The sequence below is a fragment of the Brevundimonas sp. D3-1P genome (genome assembly GCF_055809335.1).
Genome location: NZ_CM147908.1, coordinates 126,555 through 145,217 on the forward strand (window position 1 = coordinate 126,555; position 18,663 = coordinate 145,217).

General features: G+C 68.7%; 22 protein-coding genes. 11 read left to right on the forward strand and 11 right to left on the reverse strand.

Translation table 11 applies throughout. The features are described from left to right. Both phoU and phoB read left to right on the forward strand, forming a co-directional pair. A complete protein-coding gene (phoU, locus tag AC0L6G_RS00650; RefSeq protein WP_473252715.1) occupies positions 1-726 on the forward strand; it encodes a phosphate signaling complex protein PhoU in 726 nt (241 codons plus the stop codon). A 20-nt stretch (positions 727-746) separates the two neighbouring features. Further along, positions 747-1,439, forward strand: a complete 693-nt coding sequence (gene phoB, locus AC0L6G_RS00655; RefSeq protein WP_291537277.1) for a phosphate regulon transcriptional regulator PhoB — start codon at positions 747-749, stop codon at positions 1,437-1,439. Positions 1,440-1,475: 36 nt separating this feature from the next. Here phoB and AC0L6G_RS00660 read toward each other — a convergent pair whose 3' ends face one another. Next, positions 1,476-2,399, reverse strand: coding sequence for an Hsp33 family molecular chaperone (locus tag AC0L6G_RS00660; RefSeq protein ID WP_293824347.1), 924 nt, complete (start codon positions 2,397-2,399; stop codon positions 1,476-1,478). A 196-nt stretch (positions 2,400-2,595) separates the two neighbouring features. Between AC0L6G_RS00660 and AC0L6G_RS00665 the strand changes: the two genes are divergently transcribed. The 3 genes from AC0L6G_RS00665 to AC0L6G_RS00675 all read left to right on the forward strand — a co-directional run bounded on the left by AC0L6G_RS00665 (position 2,596) and on the right by AC0L6G_RS00675 (position 7,062). Next, complete coding sequence (locus tag AC0L6G_RS00665; protein WP_473252716.1) at positions 2,596-3,135, forward strand: hypothetical protein; 540 nt, start codon at positions 2,596-2,598, stop codon at positions 3,133-3,135. Between the two features lie 119 nt (positions 3,136-3,254). Beyond that, complete coding sequence (gene serA, locus AC0L6G_RS00670) at positions 3,255-5,147, forward strand: phosphoglycerate dehydrogenase (protein ID WP_293824349.1); 1,893 nt, start codon at positions 3,255-3,257, stop codon at positions 5,145-5,147. 112 nt (positions 5,148-5,259) lie between these two features. Then, positions 5,260-7,062, forward strand: a complete 1,803-nt coding sequence (locus AC0L6G_RS00675) for an autotransporter domain-containing protein (RefSeq protein WP_293824351.1) — start codon at positions 5,260-5,262, stop codon at positions 7,060-7,062. Between the two features lie 24 nt (positions 7,063-7,086). Here the strand turns inward: AC0L6G_RS00675 and AC0L6G_RS00680 are convergent, their stop codons facing one another. Beyond that, the gene (locus AC0L6G_RS00680) at positions 7,087-7,650 is read right to left on the reverse strand and encodes a GGDEF domain-containing protein (protein WP_293824353.1); all 564 of its coding nucleotides are present in this window, start codon (positions 7,648-7,650) and stop codon (positions 7,087-7,089) included. Positions 7,651-7,823: 173 nt separating this feature from the next. Here AC0L6G_RS00680 and purE point away from each other — a divergent pair, with 173 nt between their 5' ends. Both purE and AC0L6G_RS00690 read left to right on the forward strand, forming a co-directional pair. Then, positions 7,824-8,315 (forward strand): 5-(carboxyamino)imidazole ribonucleotide mutase, encoded by a 492-nt coding sequence (purE, locus tag AC0L6G_RS00685; RefSeq protein WP_291537283.1) that lies wholly within the window; start codon positions 7,824-7,826, stop codon positions 8,313-8,315. After that, positions 8,316-9,398 carry a 5-(carboxyamino)imidazole ribonucleotide synthase gene (locus AC0L6G_RS00690; RefSeq protein ID WP_293824355.1) on the forward strand — a complete coding sequence of 361 codons (1,083 nt, stop codon included), beginning with the start codon at positions 8,316-8,318 and terminating at the stop codon, positions 9,396-9,398. A 199-nt stretch (positions 9,399-9,597) separates the two neighbouring features. Here the strand turns inward: AC0L6G_RS00690 and AC0L6G_RS00695 are convergent, their stop codons facing one another. Further along, positions 9,598-10,245: a COQ9 family protein gene (locus tag AC0L6G_RS00695; RefSeq protein WP_293824356.1), complete on the reverse strand. Its 648-nt coding sequence runs from the start codon at positions 10,243-10,245 to the stop codon at positions 9,598-9,600. 188 nt (positions 10,246-10,433) lie between these two features. Here AC0L6G_RS00695 and rpsU point away from each other — a divergent pair, with 188 nt between their 5' ends. Continuing rightward, a complete protein-coding gene (gene rpsU / locus AC0L6G_RS00700) occupies positions 10,434-10,676 on the forward strand; it encodes a 30S ribosomal protein S21 (RefSeq protein WP_087120183.1) in 243 nt (80 codons plus the stop codon). A gap of 220 nt (positions 10,677-10,896) precedes the next feature. Here the strand turns inward: rpsU and AC0L6G_RS00705 are convergent, their stop codons facing one another. The 6 genes from AC0L6G_RS00705 to AC0L6G_RS00730 form a co-directional block, all read right to left on the reverse strand. Beyond that, positions 10,897-12,255, reverse strand: coding sequence for an ABC transporter permease (locus AC0L6G_RS00705; RefSeq protein WP_293824358.1), 1,359 nt, complete (start codon positions 12,253-12,255; stop codon positions 10,897-10,899). Next, positions 12,252-13,199, reverse strand: coding sequence for an ABC transporter ATP-binding protein (locus tag AC0L6G_RS00710; RefSeq protein ID WP_293824360.1), 948 nt, complete (start codon positions 13,197-13,199; stop codon positions 12,252-12,254). Before AC0L6G_RS00710 ends, AC0L6G_RS00705 begins: the two co-directional genes overlap by 4 nt. A gap of 84 nt (positions 13,200-13,283) precedes the next feature. Further along, positions 13,284-13,922, reverse strand: coding sequence for a M23 family metallopeptidase (locus AC0L6G_RS00715; protein ID WP_293824362.1), 639 nt, complete (start codon positions 13,920-13,922; stop codon positions 13,284-13,286). Between the two features lie 163 nt (positions 13,923-14,085). Continuing rightward, on the reverse strand, positions 14,086-14,310 hold the full coding sequence (locus tag AC0L6G_RS00720) for a YdcH family protein (protein ID WP_291537289.1): 225 nt from the start codon (positions 14,308-14,310) through the stop codon (positions 14,086-14,088). 36 nt (positions 14,311-14,346) lie between these two features. Further along, the gene (locus tag AC0L6G_RS00725) at positions 14,347-14,811 is read right to left on the reverse strand and encodes a TIGR02444 family protein (protein ID WP_293824364.1); all 465 of its coding nucleotides are present in this window, start codon (positions 14,809-14,811) and stop codon (positions 14,347-14,349) included. Next, the gene (locus AC0L6G_RS00730) at positions 14,811-15,410 is read right to left on the reverse strand and encodes a UbiX family flavin prenyltransferase (protein WP_293824366.1); all 600 of its coding nucleotides are present in this window, start codon (positions 15,408-15,410) and stop codon (positions 14,811-14,813) included. The genes AC0L6G_RS00725 and AC0L6G_RS00730 overlap by 1 nt, the downstream gene beginning before the upstream one ends. Positions 15,411-15,526: 116 nt before the next feature. Between AC0L6G_RS00730 and AC0L6G_RS00735 the strand changes: the two genes are divergently transcribed. Continuing rightward, entirely contained in the window at positions 15,527-15,700 is a 174-nt protein-coding gene (locus AC0L6G_RS00735) for a YdcH family protein (RefSeq protein ID WP_291537292.1), read from the forward strand. 131 nt (positions 15,701-15,831) lie between these two features. Here AC0L6G_RS00735 and AC0L6G_RS00740 read toward each other — a convergent pair whose 3' ends face one another. Continuing rightward, positions 15,832-16,497, reverse strand: coding sequence for a DUF1013 domain-containing protein (locus AC0L6G_RS00740; protein WP_291537293.1), 666 nt, complete (start codon positions 16,495-16,497; stop codon positions 15,832-15,834). 220 nt (positions 16,498-16,717) lie between these two features. On the opposite strand from AC0L6G_RS00740, the gene AC0L6G_RS00745 reads away from it, so the two are divergent. Then, entirely contained in the window at positions 16,718-17,314 is a 597-nt protein-coding gene (locus tag AC0L6G_RS00745) for a beta/gamma crystallin-related protein (RefSeq protein WP_293824369.1), read from the forward strand. On the opposite strand, the gene AC0L6G_RS00750 is transcribed toward AC0L6G_RS00745, so the two are convergent. After that, the gene (locus AC0L6G_RS00750) at positions 17,311-18,282 is read right to left on the reverse strand and encodes an NAD(P)H-quinone oxidoreductase (protein WP_293824371.1); all 972 of its coding nucleotides are present in this window, start codon (positions 18,280-18,282) and stop codon (positions 17,311-17,313) included. The genes AC0L6G_RS00745 and AC0L6G_RS00750 overlap by 4 nt on opposite strands. Before the next feature lie 88 nt (positions 18,283-18,370). On the opposite strand from AC0L6G_RS00750, the gene AC0L6G_RS00755 reads away from it, so the two are divergent. Continuing rightward, positions 18,371-18,574 carry a DUF1192 domain-containing protein gene (locus AC0L6G_RS00755; RefSeq protein ID WP_291537296.1) on the forward strand — a complete coding sequence of 68 codons (204 nt, stop codon included), beginning with the start codon at positions 18,371-18,373 and terminating at the stop codon, positions 18,572-18,574. The last annotated feature ends 89 nt before the right edge of the window (positions 18,575-18,663 follow it).

Below are 18,663 nucleotides of genomic sequence, written 5' to 3' on the forward strand. Positions count from 1 at the left end.
ATGAACCAGCACACCGTTAAAGCCTATGGCGACGAACTGAACCAGATCACGGCCGAGGTCGCCCGCATGGGCGGCCTGGCCGAGGCCCAGGTCGCGGACGCCATCGATTCCGTCGCCCGGCGCGACATCGCCCTCGCCCGCGCGGTGGTCGAGCGCGACCTGAAGCTGGATGCGCTTCATCGCGACATCGAGAAGAAGGCCATCCGCCTGATCGCCCTGCGCCAGCCGGTCGCCAGCGACCTGCGTCGCACCCTGGGCGCCATGAAGATCGCCACCGACCTGGAGCGCACCGGCGACCTGGCCAAGAACATCGCCAAGCGCGCCCTGATCCTGGCCGAGGGCGCGCCGATGCAGCCGCTGACCCGCTCCATCGAGCGAATGGGGCGGCTGGTCTCCACCCGCCTGCGCGACGTGCTGGACGCCTATACGGCCTCCGAACTGGATCGCGCCGTCGCCGTCTGGCAGACCGACGACGAGGTGGACGAGCACTACAACGCCCTGTTCCGCGAGTTGCTGACCTATATGATGGGCGACCCGCGCACGATCGGCGCCTGCACCCATCTGCTGTTCATGGCCAAGAACCTGGAACGGATCGGGGATCACGCGACCAATATCGCCGAGACCGTCCATTACGAGATCACCGGCGAGGAAGTCCTGGGCGAACGCCCGCGCGCCCAGCCGACGGCCGAGGACTCCGATCCGACGCCCAACCTTTCCACGCACTGACCCGAGCCCGGAGACCCGACGTGCAGCCCTATATCCTTGTGATGGAAGACGAGGACGCGCTGGCGACCCTGCTTCAATACAATCTGGAAAAGGAAGGCTACGACGTCACCGTCGCCGCCGACGGCGAAGAGGGGATGCTGCAGATCGACGAGCGGCTGCCCGATCTGGTGCTGCTGGATTGGATGCTGCCAAAGCTGTCGGGCATCGAGGTCTGCCGGCGCATCCGGGGCAAGGCCGAGACGCGCAACCTGCCGATCATCATGCTGACCGCGCGCGGCGAGGAAAGCGACCGCGTGCGCGGTCTGGACACCGGCGCCGACGACTATCTGACCAAGCCTTTCTCCATGGTCGAACTGATCGCCCGCATCCGCGCGGTGCTGCGCCGCATCCGTCCCGGCCTGGCCGACGACCGGCTGAACCACGGCGACATCATCATCGACCGCGTCTCGCACCGGGTGAAGCGCGACGGCAAGGAGGTGCACCTGGGGCCGACCGAGTTCCGCCTGCTGGACCATTTCATGCAGCATCCCGGACGGGTGTTCAGCCGCGAGCAGCTGCTGGACGCGGTCTGGGGGTCGGACGTCTATGTCGAGGCCCGCACCGTGGACGTCCATGTCGGCCGCCTGCGCAAGGCCCTGTCCATCGGCGACGACAGCGCCAACCCGATCCGCACCGTCCGCTCGGCCGGCTATTCGCTGGACCTGGAAGGCTGAGAGAAAAAGGACGGGCCATCAGGCCGCCCTCTCAATTCAGATTTGCGCCGCGACCACTTCGTCCGGCTCCAGGGCATAGACGGTGGCGCAGTATTCGCAGGTGACGCGAATCTTGCCGTCCGGCTCCAGCATTTCTGAGCGCTCGCCCGGATCGAACGAGGCCAGGACCGAGGCGATCCGGTCGCGCGAGCAGCGGCACACGGCGGTCAGTTCGCGCGCGCCCTCCAGCCTCACCCCGTCCTCGTGGAACAGGCGGAACAGCAGGGTTTCCGGCGATATCGTCGGGTCGATCAGTTCGTCGTCGGCCAGGGTGCCGAACAGGGCGCGGGTGCGGTCCCACACCTCCTCGGTCGAGCCGCGCGTCTCATCGCCGGCGATGATCTGGATCATCGCCCCGCCGGCGCGCCACTGCGAACCGGCCTCGGTCTCCACCGCCCCGACCGCCAGACGCACCTTGGTCGGCACCTGTTCGGACTGCTGGAAATAGTGTTCGGCCGCCAACGACAGGCTCTCGCCCTCGATGGGGGTAATGCCCTGGGTGCGTTCGAAATCGGGGCCGCGATCCAGGGTCATGACGAAGACGCCTTCGCCCAGCAACGATTTGGCGCCGGGGCGGGCGAAGCCGGTGGACGCCGCCGCGACCTCCGCCTCGTCATAGCGGCAGTAACCGCGCAGCGAGCCGTCTGTGCCATAGTCGGCGACCACATAGCGCACGGGTCCGTCGCCTTGCGCCTGGACCAGCAGCCGGCCGTCGAACTTCAGGCTGGAGCCGATCAGGGCCGCCAGGGCGCAGGCCTCGCCCAGCAGGGCGGCGACGGGCTCAGGGTAGGCGTGAGCGGCCAGGATCTTGTCGATGGCGGCGCCCAGGCGGACCAGACGACCGCGCACGGGCCAGCCCTCGATCTGGAAGGCGGCCGCCAGATCGTCGGAAATGGGAGTGTGGGGCGCGTGATCGGTCACGGCGGGTCCTTTGGCGACATCATTTCGGGATCGGGGCTATGTAGGCGCCCGACGCGCTGTTGATAAGGGCTAATCCCGTGCGGCGTCGCGCGCCGTGGGCCGCCTGCGACGGAACCCTTTGCGGCCCCGTTCGCTCTTTTCCGACAAGCGGAGCCGTCGCTTCGCCTGACAGCCATTCCGACGAAAAGGTCCGCCGATGATCCGCGACATCGATCCGATTCAAGAAATTCGCAAACATCCCGGCGTCACGGCCGGCAGCCTGGCCGCCCTGGCGCTCGGCGCGGCGGCGATTCTCTATCTGACCCAGCGCACCGGCCCGACCCGTTATCAGCGCATCAAGACCCGTATGGACCCGCGCGGATGGGTCGATGCCGCCGAACTGCGCGATCGTTTCCACGACGCCGTCGACGCTTTCCGACATCGCGCCGAAGAGGTCGGCGAACACGCCGGCGATCTGTCGCGAGCCGCCCGTCAACGCGCGGCCGACGCCGCCTACGACGCGCGCGACCGGGCCGACGATTGGTTCCGGTCAGCCCGCAAGGGATCGAAGAAGGCGTTGAAGAAGCACGGAAAGACCGCTCGCCGCTACGCCGACGACGCCGGCGTCTACGCCCGCGACCATGTGCGCGAGGGCGGGGCGCTGCTGGCGGTCGCGACCATCGCCGCGGCCGTCGGCGCCGCCGTGCTGGAAAGTCGTCGCCCGGACAGCCGCGTGCGCCGGATCGTGCGTTTCTGACAGGGTCTTGCCGCCCGGTGCGGGAAACCGCATCGGGCGGCACGGTTTAAGCGCAGCTTTGCGCCGCCTTCAGCAGGCTTGGCTATGCTGCGGCCGCGAAGGCCGCTAAGACGCCGTGCATGAGCGCCCGCCCCACCCTGATCTTCGACTTCGATTCGACCCTGGTCGATTTCGAGACCCTCGAACTCTTGGCTGACATCGCCCTGGCCGGCGCGCCGGACGCCGAGGCGATACGGTCCCAGATCGCCTCTCTGACCGACAGGGCCATGGGCGGCGAACTGGATTTCGGCCAGGCCTTGCGCCAACGCCTGGCGCTGCTGCCCCTGAACCGCGATCATGTCCAGACCCTGGCCGCTTCGGCGCCGGATCGGCTGACGGCGTCGGTTCGGCGCAACCTCGACTTCTTCCGTCAGAACCCCGGCAAGATCATCGTCATCTCCGGGGGCTTTCGCGAGGTGATCGCCCCGGTCGCCCAGGCGCTGGGCGTCCCGCCCGACCGCATCCTGTGCAACGACCTGATCTATGACGCCGACGGGCGCGTGACGGGCGTGGACGAGGCCAATCCCCTGTCGCACGCGAACGGCAAGCCTGCCGCCATCCACGCCCTGAACCTGTCGGGCCGCGTGGTCATGATCGGCGACGGCTGGAACGACGCCGAGGTCAAGATCGCGGGGGCCGCCGACGCCTTCTACGCCTTCACCGAGGTCGTCCGCCGTGCGCGGGTGGTCGAAGCCGCCGACATGGAGGCCGCCTCTCTGGACGAGGTTCTTCACGCCGAGGGCCTGGTCGGCCGCTGGTCCTTTCCGCGCAGCCGCATGAAGATGCTGCTGCTGGAGAACATCCACCCCGCCGCCGTCGAACGGCTGGAAGAGGCGGGCTATTCGGTCGAGACGGTCAAGGGCGCCCTGGACGAGGACGACCTGATCGCCGCCGTCAAGGGCGTGCATGTGCTGGGCATCCGATCCAAGACCACGGTGTCGCGCCGGGTGCTGGAGGAGGCCGACAAGCTGATGGCCGTCGCCGCCTTCTGCATCGGCGTGAACCAGATCGACCTGGACGCGGCCTCCGACCACGGCGTCGCGGTGTTCAATGCGCCATACTCCAACACCCGTTCGGTGGTGGAGCTGGCCATCGGCCTGATGATCGTCCTGATGCGCGACGTGGTCGACAAGTCGGCCGCCATGCATGTCGGAAAGTGGAACAAGTCCGCGACCGGATCCAAGGAACTGCGCGGCAAGACCCTCGGGATCGTCGGTTACGGCGCCATCGGCAGCCAGCTGTCGGTTCTGGCCGAAAACCTGGGGATGCGGGTTCTGTTCTACGACCTGTCCGAACGGCTGGCGCTGGGCAACGCCCGGCGGATGCGGTCGCTGGACGCCCTCCTGGCCGAAAGCGACGTGGTCACGCTGCACGTCGACGGCCGCAAGGAAAACAGCGCCATCTTCGGCGCGGCCCAGTTCGCGCAGATGAAGGAAGGGGCCCTGTTCCTGAACCTGTCGCGCGGTCACGTCGTCGATGTCGGCGCCCTGTCCCAGGCCATGGGATCGGGCCGGATCGCGGGCGCCGCCGTGGACGTCTTCCCCGAGGAGCCGCGCACGAATTCGGACCCGTTCCAAAGCCCGCTCCAGGGATTGAAGAACATGATCCTGACCCCCCACGTCGGCGGCTCGACCGAAGAGGCGCAGGAGGCCATCGCCGAGTTCGCCGCCGAACGGCTGCTGGGCTATCTGAACCGGGGCGACACCACCTTCAGCGTCAACCTGCCGAACGTGCAACTGGCCGAAGTCTCGGGCGCGCACCGAATCCTGCACATCCACCGCAACCAGCCGGGCGTGCTGGCTGAGCTGAACCGGGCCCTTGCGGCGGCGGGCCTGAACATCCTGGGCCAGCATCTGAAAACGGACGAGCGGACCGGCTATGTCATCACCGACGTCGATCGCGACTACGACCCCGAGGCCCTGCGCGCGCTCAAGACCGTGCCCGGCACGCTGAAGTTCCGCACCCTGCATTAGGATGCGCAGGAAAATCTTCCGAGGACTGACGTAACGACATCTTGTCATCTGCGCTGACAGGCGCATCCTGCCTGGCAACGGCCGCGATCCATGACGGCCGGGGAGGATTCACATGTCACGCTATATCACCGGCGGCGCCGTCGCCGCCTTGGCGGTCGCGGCCTGCGCCTTCGCGGGCTCGGCCTCGGCTCAGACCTACAATCGCCTGGTCGTCTTCGGCGACAGTCTAAGCGACAACGGCAATCTCTATCTGATCTCGGGCGGGACCCAGCCGCCGTCGCCGCCCTACGCCCGCCGGTTCTCGAACGGCCCGACCTTCGTCGAACTGCTCGGCTTCAACGCCGCCAACTTCAACGGCTCGGTGACGGGCAGCATCAACTACGCCTTCGGCGGATCGCGCACCGACGCCTCGGCCGGCGTGCCGTTCGGCATGCTGAACCAGCTGTCGCGCTACACCGCTGCGGGCGGGCGTTTCAGCTCGACCGATCTGGTCAGCGTGCTGGGCGGCGCCAACGACATCTTCCAGGGACTGCCGATCGCCGGCGCCTCGGCCAGCCCGGTCGCGGCCATCACGCCTGTCGCGACGACGGCGGCGGCCAATATCGACAGCCTGGTGAACAGCGTCGCCGGCGCCGGCGCGGGGACCATACTTGTCACGAACCTGCCCAAGCTCAGCCTGACGCCGCAGTTCCGGGGCACGACGGCGGCGCCCCTGGCCGACTACGCCGTGACCACCTTCAACACCGCGCTTCAGGCCAATCTGACCGCCACGGCCGCCGCCCGTCCGGGCGGCAACATCGTCATGATGGACCTGTTCAAGGTCGGCGACACCCTTGCCGCCGACCCCGGCGCCTTCGGCATCGCCAACATCGCCCAGACCTGCTTCAACGGCGTGACCGTCTGTTCGAACCCCGACAGCTATTTCTACTTCGACGGCGTCCATCCGACGGCGGCGGGGCATCGGATCATCGCCCAATTGGCGACCGACTATCTCTACTACGGCGACATCGGCGCCCAATCGACCCTGCAGGGCGAGACGGCCTATCGCCACCGCGAGGATGCCCTGGACAGCGCCAGCGACGCCTTGTCGGGCCGCCAGCCGTGGGAGGCGGGCGTCGCCGTCACCACTTCGGCCCTGATCGACAGCGTCGACACCGACGCGCGCGGACCGGTCAAAAGCGCGACCAGCGACGGCTGGGGCGCCCGTATCGCGCTTGAGGCTGGCCCCTCGGCCGACTGGCGTTTCGGTCTGGCCGGATCGGCGCGCAAGACCGATGTCGACAGCCAGGCGCTGCGCTTCAACGTCGAAAGCTTCGGCCTGGACATCTATGGCGGCTGGCGTTCGGGCGATGTGTTCGTCAATGCGGCGGTCGGGGTGGCGCGCGACAACATCGACGACATCGAGCGCACCACCAGTCTGGCCCCCATCGTCCACACGGCCGAGACGCGGGCGTTCAGCAGCGGGGCGCGGCTTCAGGGCGGCATGTGGTTCGACATGGGCGGCGTCGCCCTGTCGCCCCGCGCGGCCCTGGCCTATGTCTCCAGCGACGTTGACGGCTATTACGAACAGGGCGTCGCGGCCCAGTATCAATATGGCGACCGCACGGTGAAGGCCCTGACCGGCGAGGTCTCGCTGCGCGCCGAGGCCGAGATGGGTCGGTTCGGCCTGTTCGCCGAGGGCGGCTATCGCGATGCGCTGGAGGACAGTTCGGACCCGGTCCGGGTGGGGATCTACAACAACCCGGCCCAGGTGATGTCACGCGAAATCGACGATCCCTTCGGCGGTCAGTTCCTGGCCTCGGCCGGGTTCGAGGGGGCGGTGGGGCCGGTCAAGGTGACGGTCGGCTATCGCGGCCGCTTCAGCGACCACGCCGACAGCCACATGGGCGGCGTCCAGCTGAAACTGCCGCTGTAGACGGCGGGGCGGGGAAGGGCGCTGTCAGCGCCCCTTCTTGCGCACCCACATGGCGGCGTCGGCCTCGGCCAGCCAGGCTTCGGCGTCGGTGTGGCCGTCCCAGGCCCGCACGCCGAACGATCCGCCCAGTTCGGTCTTGCGCCCATCCCAGACGAAGCCTTCGGTGCGCAGGGCCTCGGCCAGCTGTCGCGCCTTGGTCCGCCCTTCCTCCAGCCCGGCGTGCAGCATCAGCAGGGCGAATTCGTCGCCGCCCATCCGGCCGACGGCGTCCGATTCGCGCAGATTGGCCAGGAACAGACGCGCGACCGCGACCAGGGCGGCGTCGCCGGCCGCATGGCCCAGCCGGTCGTTGACGCTCTTGAACCCGTCCATGTCCAGATACAGCAGCACGGCCGGCACCCCGTGCCGCTGGCAATAGGCCATGGTCCGCTGCAGCGCCGCCATGAAGCCCCGCCGGTTCAGGGCGGGGGTCAGCACATCGTGGTCGGCGGCGGCCTCGGCGGCGGCGGCGCGCGACTTCCAGGCTTCCAGCTCGAGACGCAGGCGCGCGATCTCGGCGGTCAGGTCGTGTTCGGCCACGTCGGTCACGGCGCAGGATGGGCTCCGATCGCGCGACTCATAAGAGGTCGCGCAGGGTCGGCCGATGGTAGAGCGTGATTCCGCGACATTGAAGCCGCCGCGCGTCGGAAACCGCCGGCTTGCGGTTGCGGGCGCCCCGTCGGTGCTGTAACGGGCGCCTTTCCGCGAGGGGCCTTGCAGACATGGCGACTTCCGAAACCCCGGTGGCGATCATCATGGGCAGCCGTTCGGACTGGCCGACGATGAAACTGGCCGCCGACAAGCTGGATCAGCTGGGCGTCGCCTGGCAGGCCAAGGTCGTCAGCGCCCACCGCACGCCCGAACGGCTGGTCGCCTTCGCCACCGGCGCCAAGGCCGCAGGGTTCAAGGTCGTCATCGCCGGGGCCGGGGGCGCCGCCCATCTGCCGGGCATGGCCGCCTCCATGACCGAACTGCCTGTGCTGGGCGTGCCGGTCCAGTCCAAGGCGCTGAAGGGCATGGACAGCCTGTTGTCGATCGTCCAGATGCCGGCCGGCGTGCCGGTCGCCGCCCTGGCCATCGGCGAGGCGGGCGCCGCCAACGCCGGCATCCTGGCCGCCCAGATACTGGCCCTGTCTGACGAAGCCCTGGCCGAACGGCTGGCCGCCTTCCGCGCCGCCCAGACCGACGCCGTCGCCGAAACCGTCGAGGACTGAGTGCCCGATCTGCCGCTTCCCCCCGGTTCCACCCTCGGCGTCATCGGCGGCGGCCAACTGGGCCGGATGCTGAGCCAGGCCGCCTCGCGCCTGGGCTTTGACGTCGTCATCCTGGACCCCGAGGCCGACAGCCCGGCCGGCCGCGTCTCGGCGCATCAGATCGTCGCCGCCTATGACGATCCCGACGCCCTGACGGCCCTGGGCCGCGCCGCCGACGTCGTCACCTTCGAGTTCGAGAACGTCCCCGCCGAATCCATCGAACGTCTGGCCGAGGCCGGCGCCCTCGTCGCGCCCGGGCCGACGGCGCTGCGCGTGTCGCAGGATCGGGTGGACGAAAAGACCTTTCTGAACGCGGTCGGCGCCCCCACGGTCGCCTTCGCGGTCGTCGATACGCTGGACGACTTGATCGTCGGTTTGACCGAACTGGGCCTGCCCGCCCTGCTGAAGACCCGTCGCGAAGGCTATGACGGCAAGGGCCAGGTCTGGATTCACGCCGTCGAGGATGCGCCCGCCGCCCTGGAAAGCCTGGGCGGTCGTCCGGCCATCCTGGAGGCCAGGGCGACCTTCGTGCGCGAACTGTCGGTCATCGCCGCCCGCGACTGGGACGGCCATATGGCGGTCTATCCGCTGGGCGAGAACCGGCACGAGGGCGGCGTCCTGCGCACCACCCTGGCCCCCGCCGCCGTGGACGAGAAAACGCAAGTTCGCGCCCGCGCCATCGCCGAGGCGATCCTGGACGGCCTGGATTATGTCGGCGTCCTGGGGGTCGAACTGTTCGACCTCGGAGACGATGTCCTGCTGGTCAACGAGATCGCCCCGCGCGTCCACAACACCGGCCACTGGACCCAGGACGGCTGCGTCTGCGACCAGTTCGAACAGCATATCCGCGCCGTCGCCGGCTGGCCGCTGGGCCCCACGACCGCCCACGCCCGCATCGAAATGACCAATCTGTTGGGCGACGAGGTCGAACAGTGGCGCGCCCTCTCGGCCAAGGCCGACGAACGCCTGCACCTCTACGGCAAGGCCGAAGCCCGCCCCGGCCGCAAGATGGCGCACGTGAACCGGGTGCTGGGGGCGGTCTAGCGTCCTCACTTTCGTCATCCTTCGACGAGCGGAGCGAGATCGAGGAACCCAGCGGCGCGCGCGAGCGCGAACCTGTCGCCATCTCGGTCTTTCCGTCTCGGTCTTTCAGTCGTGCGGCGGACAATATCGCCTTCGGCGGCGCTGGTCCCCCGGTTTGCGCCGCAAGCGGCTTGCCGGAGGATGACGAAAGAAGAGCGTTTTAAGCTTTCGCCCCATACCGCATCCGGCTCAGCGCCTCGCTGACCTTCTTGAACGGCGCGTCGAAGTCCTTGCCGGCCTTCCACTTCTCGAAGGCCATGACGTTGTCGATCCGCCGCGCGACGAAGCCTTCCGCCGCCTCGCGCCCGTCGAACCAGCGCATCGTCAGGGCCGGAATCAGAATGCCCGACAGGATCGTCCGCTTCGAATAGTGGTTCCAGTCGGTCGCCTCGTCCCCGGCCCAGCGCCACAGATGGTCGGCGCTCTCCCAGGCCAGCTTCAGCCCCAGGTCGGCGTTGACCGGCAGGGCCAGGAAGGCGGCGCAGCGACGCGTGGCTTCCAGATCGGCGGCGCCCGCCTCCATCCGTTCGGACACGCCGCGGGCGATTCGCTCGCGAATCTTGAGGGACTTGGCCTCGATGGCGGACAGGGCCTCCAGCGCGCGCGCATCGTGGCGGCGCGACAGCAGGGCGGCCAGATCGCGCGCCCCGTTCGGCAGCAGCAATTCCTCGTCGCCCGCCGACAGGCCGCACGCCTCGCACGCCTCGCGCACCAGACGCGCGTTCCAGCCCAGGGCGGGCGCACGGCCGATGGCGGCGTCCAGCACCCTTTGTTCGGTCCGCTCGGCCCAATCCATCGCTTCGGTCATGAGGACGATCATACGCTGCTCGGTCGTGCGTTTCGAGCCATGAAGAATGGTCGCGACGATCTGGACAGGAAGGGGCGGCTCGTGTATCAGCGCGCCTTCATCCGACGGCTCGGCCTTCGGAAGACGATTTTATTTTGTTCGCCCGTCTCCCTCACAGGACGCGGCGGGCGGCCAAAGGAGAGTTCAACCTGGTTCAGATTTTCGTCCGCGACAACAACGTCGATCAGGCGCTGAAGGCCCTGAAGAAGAAGATGCAGCGCGAAGGCAGCTTCCGTGAAATGAAGCGCCACGTGCACTACGAAAAGCCGTCGGAAAAGCGCGCCCGTCAAAAGGCCGAAGCCGTCCGTCGCGCCCGCAAGCTGGCCCGCAAGCGCGCTCAACGCGAGGGCCTGCTGCCCGCGCCGAAGCCGCGCGTTCCCGGCGGTCGTTAAGACCCGGGCGAAAGCCGCAAGATCAAAGGCCGCTTCCTCCGGGAAGCGGCCTTTTTCTTGTCTTCGCCCTGCGGAGCGGGGAGGGGACCGCGCGTGGCGTGGTGGAGGGGCAAGTCCCACAGGCGCTGGTGAGGCGGGAAAGAACCCCTCCGTCACGGCGCTGAAGAAGCGCCGCGCCACCTCCCCATCGCTACGCGACAGGGAGGAGACGCCGCGCTGGTTACGCGCGCCCGGTGATCGCCCGACCGAAGGTCTTCCAGCTCAGCTTCACGTCCGACAATGCCCCTGCGCGGAAGGCACGGCCGGCGATCCAGACCATGAAGGCGGCGGTCGCGAACATGCCGATCAGGGTCAGCACCACCTCGATCAACGGGGGGTCGCTGGGCGCCCGCGCGCTCATCAGGAAGGGGGTGAAGAAGGGAATCCACGACAGCGCCTTCACAACCGGCGCATCGGGGCTGGTCAGGGCCATCTGCATGACCAGGATCGGCACGACCAGGATCATCATGATCGGTCCCATCAGGGTCTGGGCGTCGCGCGGCGTCTCGCAGAAGGCGCCGATGGCCGCGAACAGCACCGCATACATCAGATAGCCGCCGACCATATAGGCGACGAAATAGAAGATCAGGCCGTCGTGCATCAGCGCCTGGCCGATGCTGGCCGCCGCCTGGGGCGAGGCGGATAGAAGCGTCGACGCCCCGATCCCGCCCCACACCGCCATGACGGTCAGGGTCAACAGGGCCACCCCCAGCACCTTGCCGGTCAGGATCTCGGTCGCCGAGGCCGACGAGAGCAGCACCTCCAGGATCTTGTTCGACTTCTCCTCCATCACGCTGTTCAGCAGAATGGAGGCGCCGGTGATGACCAGCGACCACAGCAGGAAGCCGGCGCCCAGGCCCACGAAGGACGGGATGCGGTCGCGCATCGACACCTCGCCCCCGCTGGCGGCGTTCGGCGAGAAGGCCTTGACCTCGGGCCGGAAGGTCTGGACCTCGTCCGCCACCGCGGGCGGCACGCCGGCGGCGGCCAGCAGCTCGGTCCGTCGCGCATCGCGCAGGGCGTTCCGCACGAAGCCTGAGACGTCGTTGTCGTTCGCCCGGCCGGTCCAGACCTGGGCGGCGGGCTTGCCGTCTATCCGGTCCAGGAACACCACGGCGTCCAGGCGACGATCCTTGGGCGTCTGCTTGTTCAGCGCGGTCTTGATCGCGGCGTCGTGCGCCGCGCCCGCGGCGTTCGAGATGGCCGGCGGCGCGGCGACGAGCTCGATCTTGGGGCCGCTTATCGAGGCGACCGCGCGTCCGGCGCCGGACTGGCCCTTTTCGGCGGCCTGGCGAATCCGGTCGTTCTGGCGATCCCGGTCGGCCTGCAGCGAGGCGCGGACGGCGGCGGCCAGGCCCGTCGCCTGCGGCCCCTGTTCGATCAGCGCCACCTGTTTGATCGGCTCGGCCGAACGGATCAGCAGCGGAATGCCGCCGCCCAGCACCGCGAACAACGGAAAGGCCAGCAGCGACAGCCAAAAGCCCACGGTCTTGGCGTAGGCGACGTATTCGCGGCGCGCGATCAGCAGGGTGCGCTTCATTGGACCACCTCCGCATGGGCCAGGGGTTGGTCAGGATGATCGCCGGTCAGGCCGATGAAGGCGTCGTGCAGCGTCGGCTCCTTCAGGGCGAAACCGCGCACGTCCAGACCGTTCAGGAAGGCCGCCTTCAGCGTCTCCTGGCCCGCCGCGCCGGGCGACAGGGCGATCTTCAGGCGGCGCAGGCCGTCCTGGTCCGACAGGGTCTCCACATCCGCCACGCCGGGCAGGGCGGCGGCGTCGGCGGCGCCGATCGCGCCGTCCAGCTCCAGGAAGCGCGGTGACGTGGCCTTGGCCTGATCGACCGTGCCCTCGAACGCCTTTCGCCCGCGCGCCAGCAGCACGACCTTGTCGCAAAGCCGTTCGGCGTGCTGCATCACATGGGTGGAGAACAGCACGGTCGCCCCGCCGGCCGCCAGGTCGCGGATCATCGCCTCCAGCCCCTGCTGGTTCACCGGGTCCAGGCCGGAGAAGGGCTCGTCCAGGATCACGAACTCGGGCTGATGCACGATCGAGGCGATCAGCTGCACCTTCTGCGCCATGCCCTTGGACAGCTCCTTCATCTTCTTCTTTTGCGCCGCGCCCAGGCCCTGCTGCTCCAGCATGATCCTGGCCCGCCTGCGGCCCTCAGCGGCGGGCAGGCCCTTCAGCGCGCCGAAGAAGGCGATGGCCTCGACCGGCGTCATCTTCTTGTAGAGGCCCCGCTCTTCGGGCAGGAAGCCGATCCGGTCGCGCACCAGCCGCCCGTCCGGCGCGCCGAGGATGTCGATTCGCCCCGCCGTCGCCGGCTGCAGCCCCAGGATCATTCGCAGGGTCGAGGTCTTGCCCGCCCCGTTCGGCCCCAGGAAGCCGCAGATCGACCCCTTTCGAACCTCAAAGCTCAGATCGCGCACGGCCTCGAAGTCGCCGTATCGCTTGCCCACCCCGTCCAGCGTCAACGCCGCCATGTCGCCCCCTTGTTCCCAGCCGTCAGCCTATGGCCGTCGCCGCCCCGACGCCAGTCGTCAATGCGATTCCACGGCAGGCGACGATCAGGTCTTCGGCTTGATCGCGATCTCGAAATGGCGGTCCACCACCTTGGTCGGATTGAGCTGGGCGCCGTTTCGGCGGACCTCGAAATGCAGGTGCGGGCCGGTGGAATAGCCGGTGGAGCCGACCAGGCCGATGCGCTGGCCCGGCGTCAGCCTGTCGCCGCTGGCCACGTCGATGCGGCTGAGATGGCCATAGAGGGTGGTCATCCCATTCGGATGGCGCACCTCGATGAAGTTTCCATAGCCGCCGGCGTCATGGCCGGTTCGCGCCACCTGGCCCTCGGCGGCGGTGAAGACGCTGGTTCCTTTCGGCGCGGCGATGTCCACGCCCTTGTGCGCGCGGGCCTTGGCCTCGATGGCCAGTTTGCGCAGGCCGAAGGCCGAGTTGATCGCATAGCCGCGCACCGGGGCGGAAAAGACGATCTGGCGCATCACCGGCCCGGCCTTTTCCACCTGGGCCTTGATCGGCGGGGCCACGGGAGCGGCGACCGGCGTCGGCGCGGGGTCGGGCGCAGGCGCGACATTGGGCGCGGCGGCGGCCGCGAAGACGGCCACGGCGGCGAAGGCGGCCGTCTGGCCGGAATGGATCAAAAGGGTCTTGCAGCGCGCCATCGGCGCGTGGGTCGGCAGGCGTCGCATTCGGCGGCGGCTCCAGCGTTCTACGCTCTGGAATGAGGGAACGCGGCGGCGTCCTACGCCGCACGTCGCTCCGTGGAGGCGGGCTTATGGCCGGACGCTTGGGCGACTTTGGGGCCTGGTTCGGGCGGCGGATGGTCGCAGGGCGGAACTCGCCGGCCTCCGCTCAGGCGATGATGTCGGGCAGGATGACGTCCTCGATCTTCACGATCTCGTCCTTGATGGCCAGCTTCTTGCGCTTCAGCCGGGCGATCATCAACTGGTCCGGCACGGCGGCCTGGCTCAGGGCCTCGATGGAGGCGTCCAGGTCGGCGTGCTCCTGGCGCAGCATTCTGACGCGGGCGTGCAGCGCCGCTTCTTCTTCGCTGATGTCGGGCAGGTCGTCGTTCATCGTCTGGTCCCCAGGGCGCTTATAGCCACGCCGGTCTCAGGCCGGAAGGGCGTCGGCCAGGCGGATCAGCGCCGGGCGCGGCGTGACCGGGGCCCAGACCCTTGCGGTGGCGGCCAGGGCGTCGACGGCGGGACGCGGCGCGCCCGTCGGTTCCGGCGCCAACGCCTCCAACGCCTCCAGCAGATGGCGTTCGGCCTCCAGTTCCAGCGCCTTGACGCGGTTTCGGATCGTCTCGCGCGGGCCGTCGTCGATGTCGGGCACGGGCGCCTTCAACGTGCGGCGCATGGCGCGCAGCGGCGCCACGACCACCCCGTCCCAGGCGCGCGCGGTGTCGCAGGCCGCCTCCAGCGTCTCCGCATCGGGCCGCCGTCCCGTCGCGGCGACCCAGGCCGACCAAAGCAGCAGCGGCGCATTCTGGTCGTGATCGTCCTGCAGCGCCAGACACGCCTGCGAAACGCCGGGCGCCCCATAGGCGGCGACCGCCCAGTCCCACAACCCCATCAGCTCAGGCCTTCCCAACGCCGCACCGCGCCCCAGTCCAGGCCGAACAGGTCCAGCGCGCGGCCCACCGACTGGTCGACCATGTCCAGGATCGACGCGGGGCGGGCGTAGAGGGCGGGCAGGGGCGGGGCGATGACCGCCCCCATCTCGGCCAGGGCCGTCATGGTGCGCAGATGGCCCAGATGGAACGGCGTTTCGCGCACCATCAGCACCAGCGGCCGCCGTTCCTTCAGCGTCACGTCCGCGGCGCGCGTCAGCAGGGTGGAGGTCGCGCCCGTCGCGATCTCGCTCATCGTCCTGATCGAACAGGGCGCGACGATCATGCCCAGGGTGCGAAACGAGCCGGAGGCGATGGTCGCGCCGACATCGCTCAGCTTGTGGACCGCCGAGGCCTTGGCCGTCAGGTCGTCGGGCGACAGGTCGGTCTCCTGCGACAATGTGAGCAGGGCCGCCTTGGTCACGACCAGGTGGCTCTCGACGCCCAGGTCGTTCAGGGCGTCCAGCACCCGTGCGCCATAGATCGCGCCGGAAGCCCCCGAGATTCCGACCACCATCCGCGCGGGCGGGTTCCGTATGGCTCCGTTCACATCATCGACCATATTTGCGGTCAGCCTCCATCGGGTCCGGCCAGGCGGGCTGTCACCGGAATGTGATTCTACAGCCTGTCAAACCGGGCGCTCACTCTACTGGTCCCTAACCTGAGGAGGCGCAAGCCATGACCATCGAGGCTCGTATTCGCGAACTGGGTAATCGTCATCGCACCCTGGATGAGACCATCCAGAAGGAGCTGACCCGTCCGTCCGTGGACACGCTGCAGGTCAGGGAGCTGAAGCAGAAGAAGCTTCGGCTCAAGGAAGAGATCATCAGTCTGGAGGCCCGCGTCCACTAGGGACGCATCATTCCTCCGAAACGACGACGGCCCCGGAGAGCGCTCTCCGGGGCCGTTTTTGTTCCGTCCGCCTCCCCATTCCCGGGGAGGCGCGCGGCGCGTTTTCGCGCCGTGACGGAAGGGGTTTCGGATCAGCCTTTCGAACCGAACACCGATTCCGCCGTCGGTTCGGCGCTGGGGCGTTGCCGGGCTTCCGGGACGAACTCCGGCTCGGCCTCGACCTCCTCGACGGGCTGGAGGGTGCCGCCGCCCTTCTTCAGATCGTCCTTGGCCTTCTTCTCGGCGGCCTTCTTGACCACTTCGTCCAGGGCCAGCTGCCCGACCAGCCCCAGGGTCACGGGGTCGACCGGCTTGATGTTGGCGCTGTTCCAGTGCGTGCGGTTGCGCACGCTCTCGATGGTGGATTTGGTCGTGCCCAGCATCTTGGCGATCTGGGCGTCCGTCACCTCGGGGTGATTGCGCACGAACCAGGCGATGGCGTCCGGGCGGTCCTGGCGACGCGACACCGGGGTGTATTTCGGCGCGGGCTTGGCCGATTTCAGCAGTTCGGCGTGGCGGCTGACGATCGCCTTCATGCGATAGTTTTCATCGGCTTGCGCCTTGTCCAGTTCTTCCCGCGTCAACTGGCCGCCCGTGACGGGATCGACGCCGCGGATGTCGCGCGCCACGTCGCCGTCGGCGATGCCGCGGACTTCCAGCGGGTGCAGGCCGCAGAAGTCCGCGATCTGCTCGAAGCTGAGGGAGGTGTTGTCGACCAGCCAGACCGCGGTGGCCTTGGGCATCAGAATGTCGCTCATGGCGCGTTCGTCCCGGTGTTGTAGGAGCCGCCGAATGAGGCTTCGGCTGGCGTTGGATACGACGGCGCCCGGCCTTTCGACCGGGCGCTTATGACGTCGATATAGGCCTATTCGCGCGAAAAGAAAACGCCGCCCGACAATCGAATACAGCAACGGTTCATCCGCCGGGTGCAACCTTCGCGGTAGTGAAGGCTTTGAGCTTTCGGAGAGGAGAACCATAATGTCCCTATTGTTCGCGGCCGCCCTGGCCGCCGCCATGTCGCCCCCCGTGGAGCCGCAACAGTTGCGCGTCGCCCCGCGCGGCAGCTACGCCCAGACCTGCACCGAGGCCTACGTCAACCAGGGCCGGCTGTATGCCGACTGTCGCGACGAGCGCGGCCAGATGCGCGGCACCTCGATCGAACTGGTCCGCTGCGGCAACGAAGAGATCGTCAACAACAACGGACTTCTGGTCTGCGGGCGCTTCAGAGGCGATTACGAGGGCGGCCGGCCGGGACGGCCGGGCGGCGGCGACGGCGGCTGGGGACCGGGTAACGGCGGCGGCTGGGGCCGCTCCTCCATCACCGTCTATGAAAACGCCAACTTCCGGGGCGCCTCGCGCGAGTTCACCAGCGAGGATCGCAACCTGGGCCGCACGCCGTTCAACGACCGCATCAGCTCCATGCGCGTCCAGGGGCGCTGGGAGGTCTGCACCGACGCCGAGTTCCGCGGCCGCTGCCGCGTGGTCGAGGGGAATGTCCGCAATCTCAGCGGCGGCTTCAACGATAGCATTTCCTCCGTGCGTCCGGTGTCCGGCGGCCGACGGCCGAACCGTTAGACCTCGAGCATGATCTTGCCGATGTGCGCGCCGGCCTCCAGCGCGGCGTGCGCGTCGGCGGCTTGCGCCAGCGGATAGACGGCGTGGATCGGCGGCCTGACCGCGCCCGACACGATCCAGGGCCAGGCCGTCGCCTCCACAGCCGCGGTCAGCCGCGCCTTCTCGTCGGCGGACCGGCTTCGCAGCGTCGATCCGGTCAGCGTCAGCCGCTTCAGCATGATCCGCTGCAGGTCCATCTCGACCTTGGCGCCGGTCAGGGAGGCGATCACCACCCAGCGCCCGCCGGCCTTCAGGCTGTGCAGATTCAGGGCGGCGTAGTCCCTTCCGACCATGTCCAGAACCACGTCGGCGCCGCCCGCCGCCTTGATCCGCGCCTCCAGGTCGTCCGCCTTGGCGTCCAGGCTGACGTCCGCGCCCAGCCCGGCGGCCGCCCTGGCCTTGTTCGCGCCGCGCGATGTGGCGATCACGGTTGCGCCGGCCGCCTTGGCCATCTGAATGGCCATCACGCCGATGCCGCTGGTCGCGCCGTGGATCAGAAGGGTCTCGCCCGCCCTCAGCGCCCCGCCTTCGAACACATTGGCGAAGACGGTGAAGACGGTCTCCGGCAGGGCCGCCGCCTGGACGAAATCCAGCCCCTCCGGGATCGGCAGGACATGGCGGGCGTCCACCAACGCCTGTTCGCCGTAGCCGCCCCCGCCCAGAAGGGCGCAGACCCGGTCGCCGACCCGCCAGCGCGTCACGCCCGCGCCGACCTGGGCGATCTCTCCGGCGACCTCCAGGCCCAGGATGTCCGAGGCGCCGGGCGGGGGCGGATAGGCGCCCAGGCGTTGCAGCAGGTCCGGCCGGTTCACCCCCGCCGCGCGCACCCGGATGACCACCTGGCCCGCTCCCGCGACGGGATCGGGGCGTTCGGCGACCCTCAGCGCTTCGGCCGGCCCGGAACCGCCTTCGATCTCAATGACCCGCATCGTATCCGCCTTGCTTTCGTCCGTGTCAGGGCGTTCAGATAGGCGCCCCGGCCCGCCTTGGCCAACACCGGAACGAAGGGCGCAGACGATGTTCGACGATCCCGAACCCCGACCCCAGCGCGGCGAACCCCTGCGCGCGCTGTCGCGCGAAGACCTGGACGTCTATTCCGTGGAGGATCTGCAGGAGCGCATCCAGGCGCTGGAGGACGAGATCGCCCGCGCCCGCGCGGCCATCGACACGAAACGCTCCAAGAAAAACGCCGCCGACGCCCTGTTCAACTTCGGATCGTGATCGCCCAATCGGTCCCGCCATGGCATGAGCGTTGCATCGTCGTGGCGAACGGCTCCGTCGGGGCCGATTGCAGGACGGCGCCGCAGACC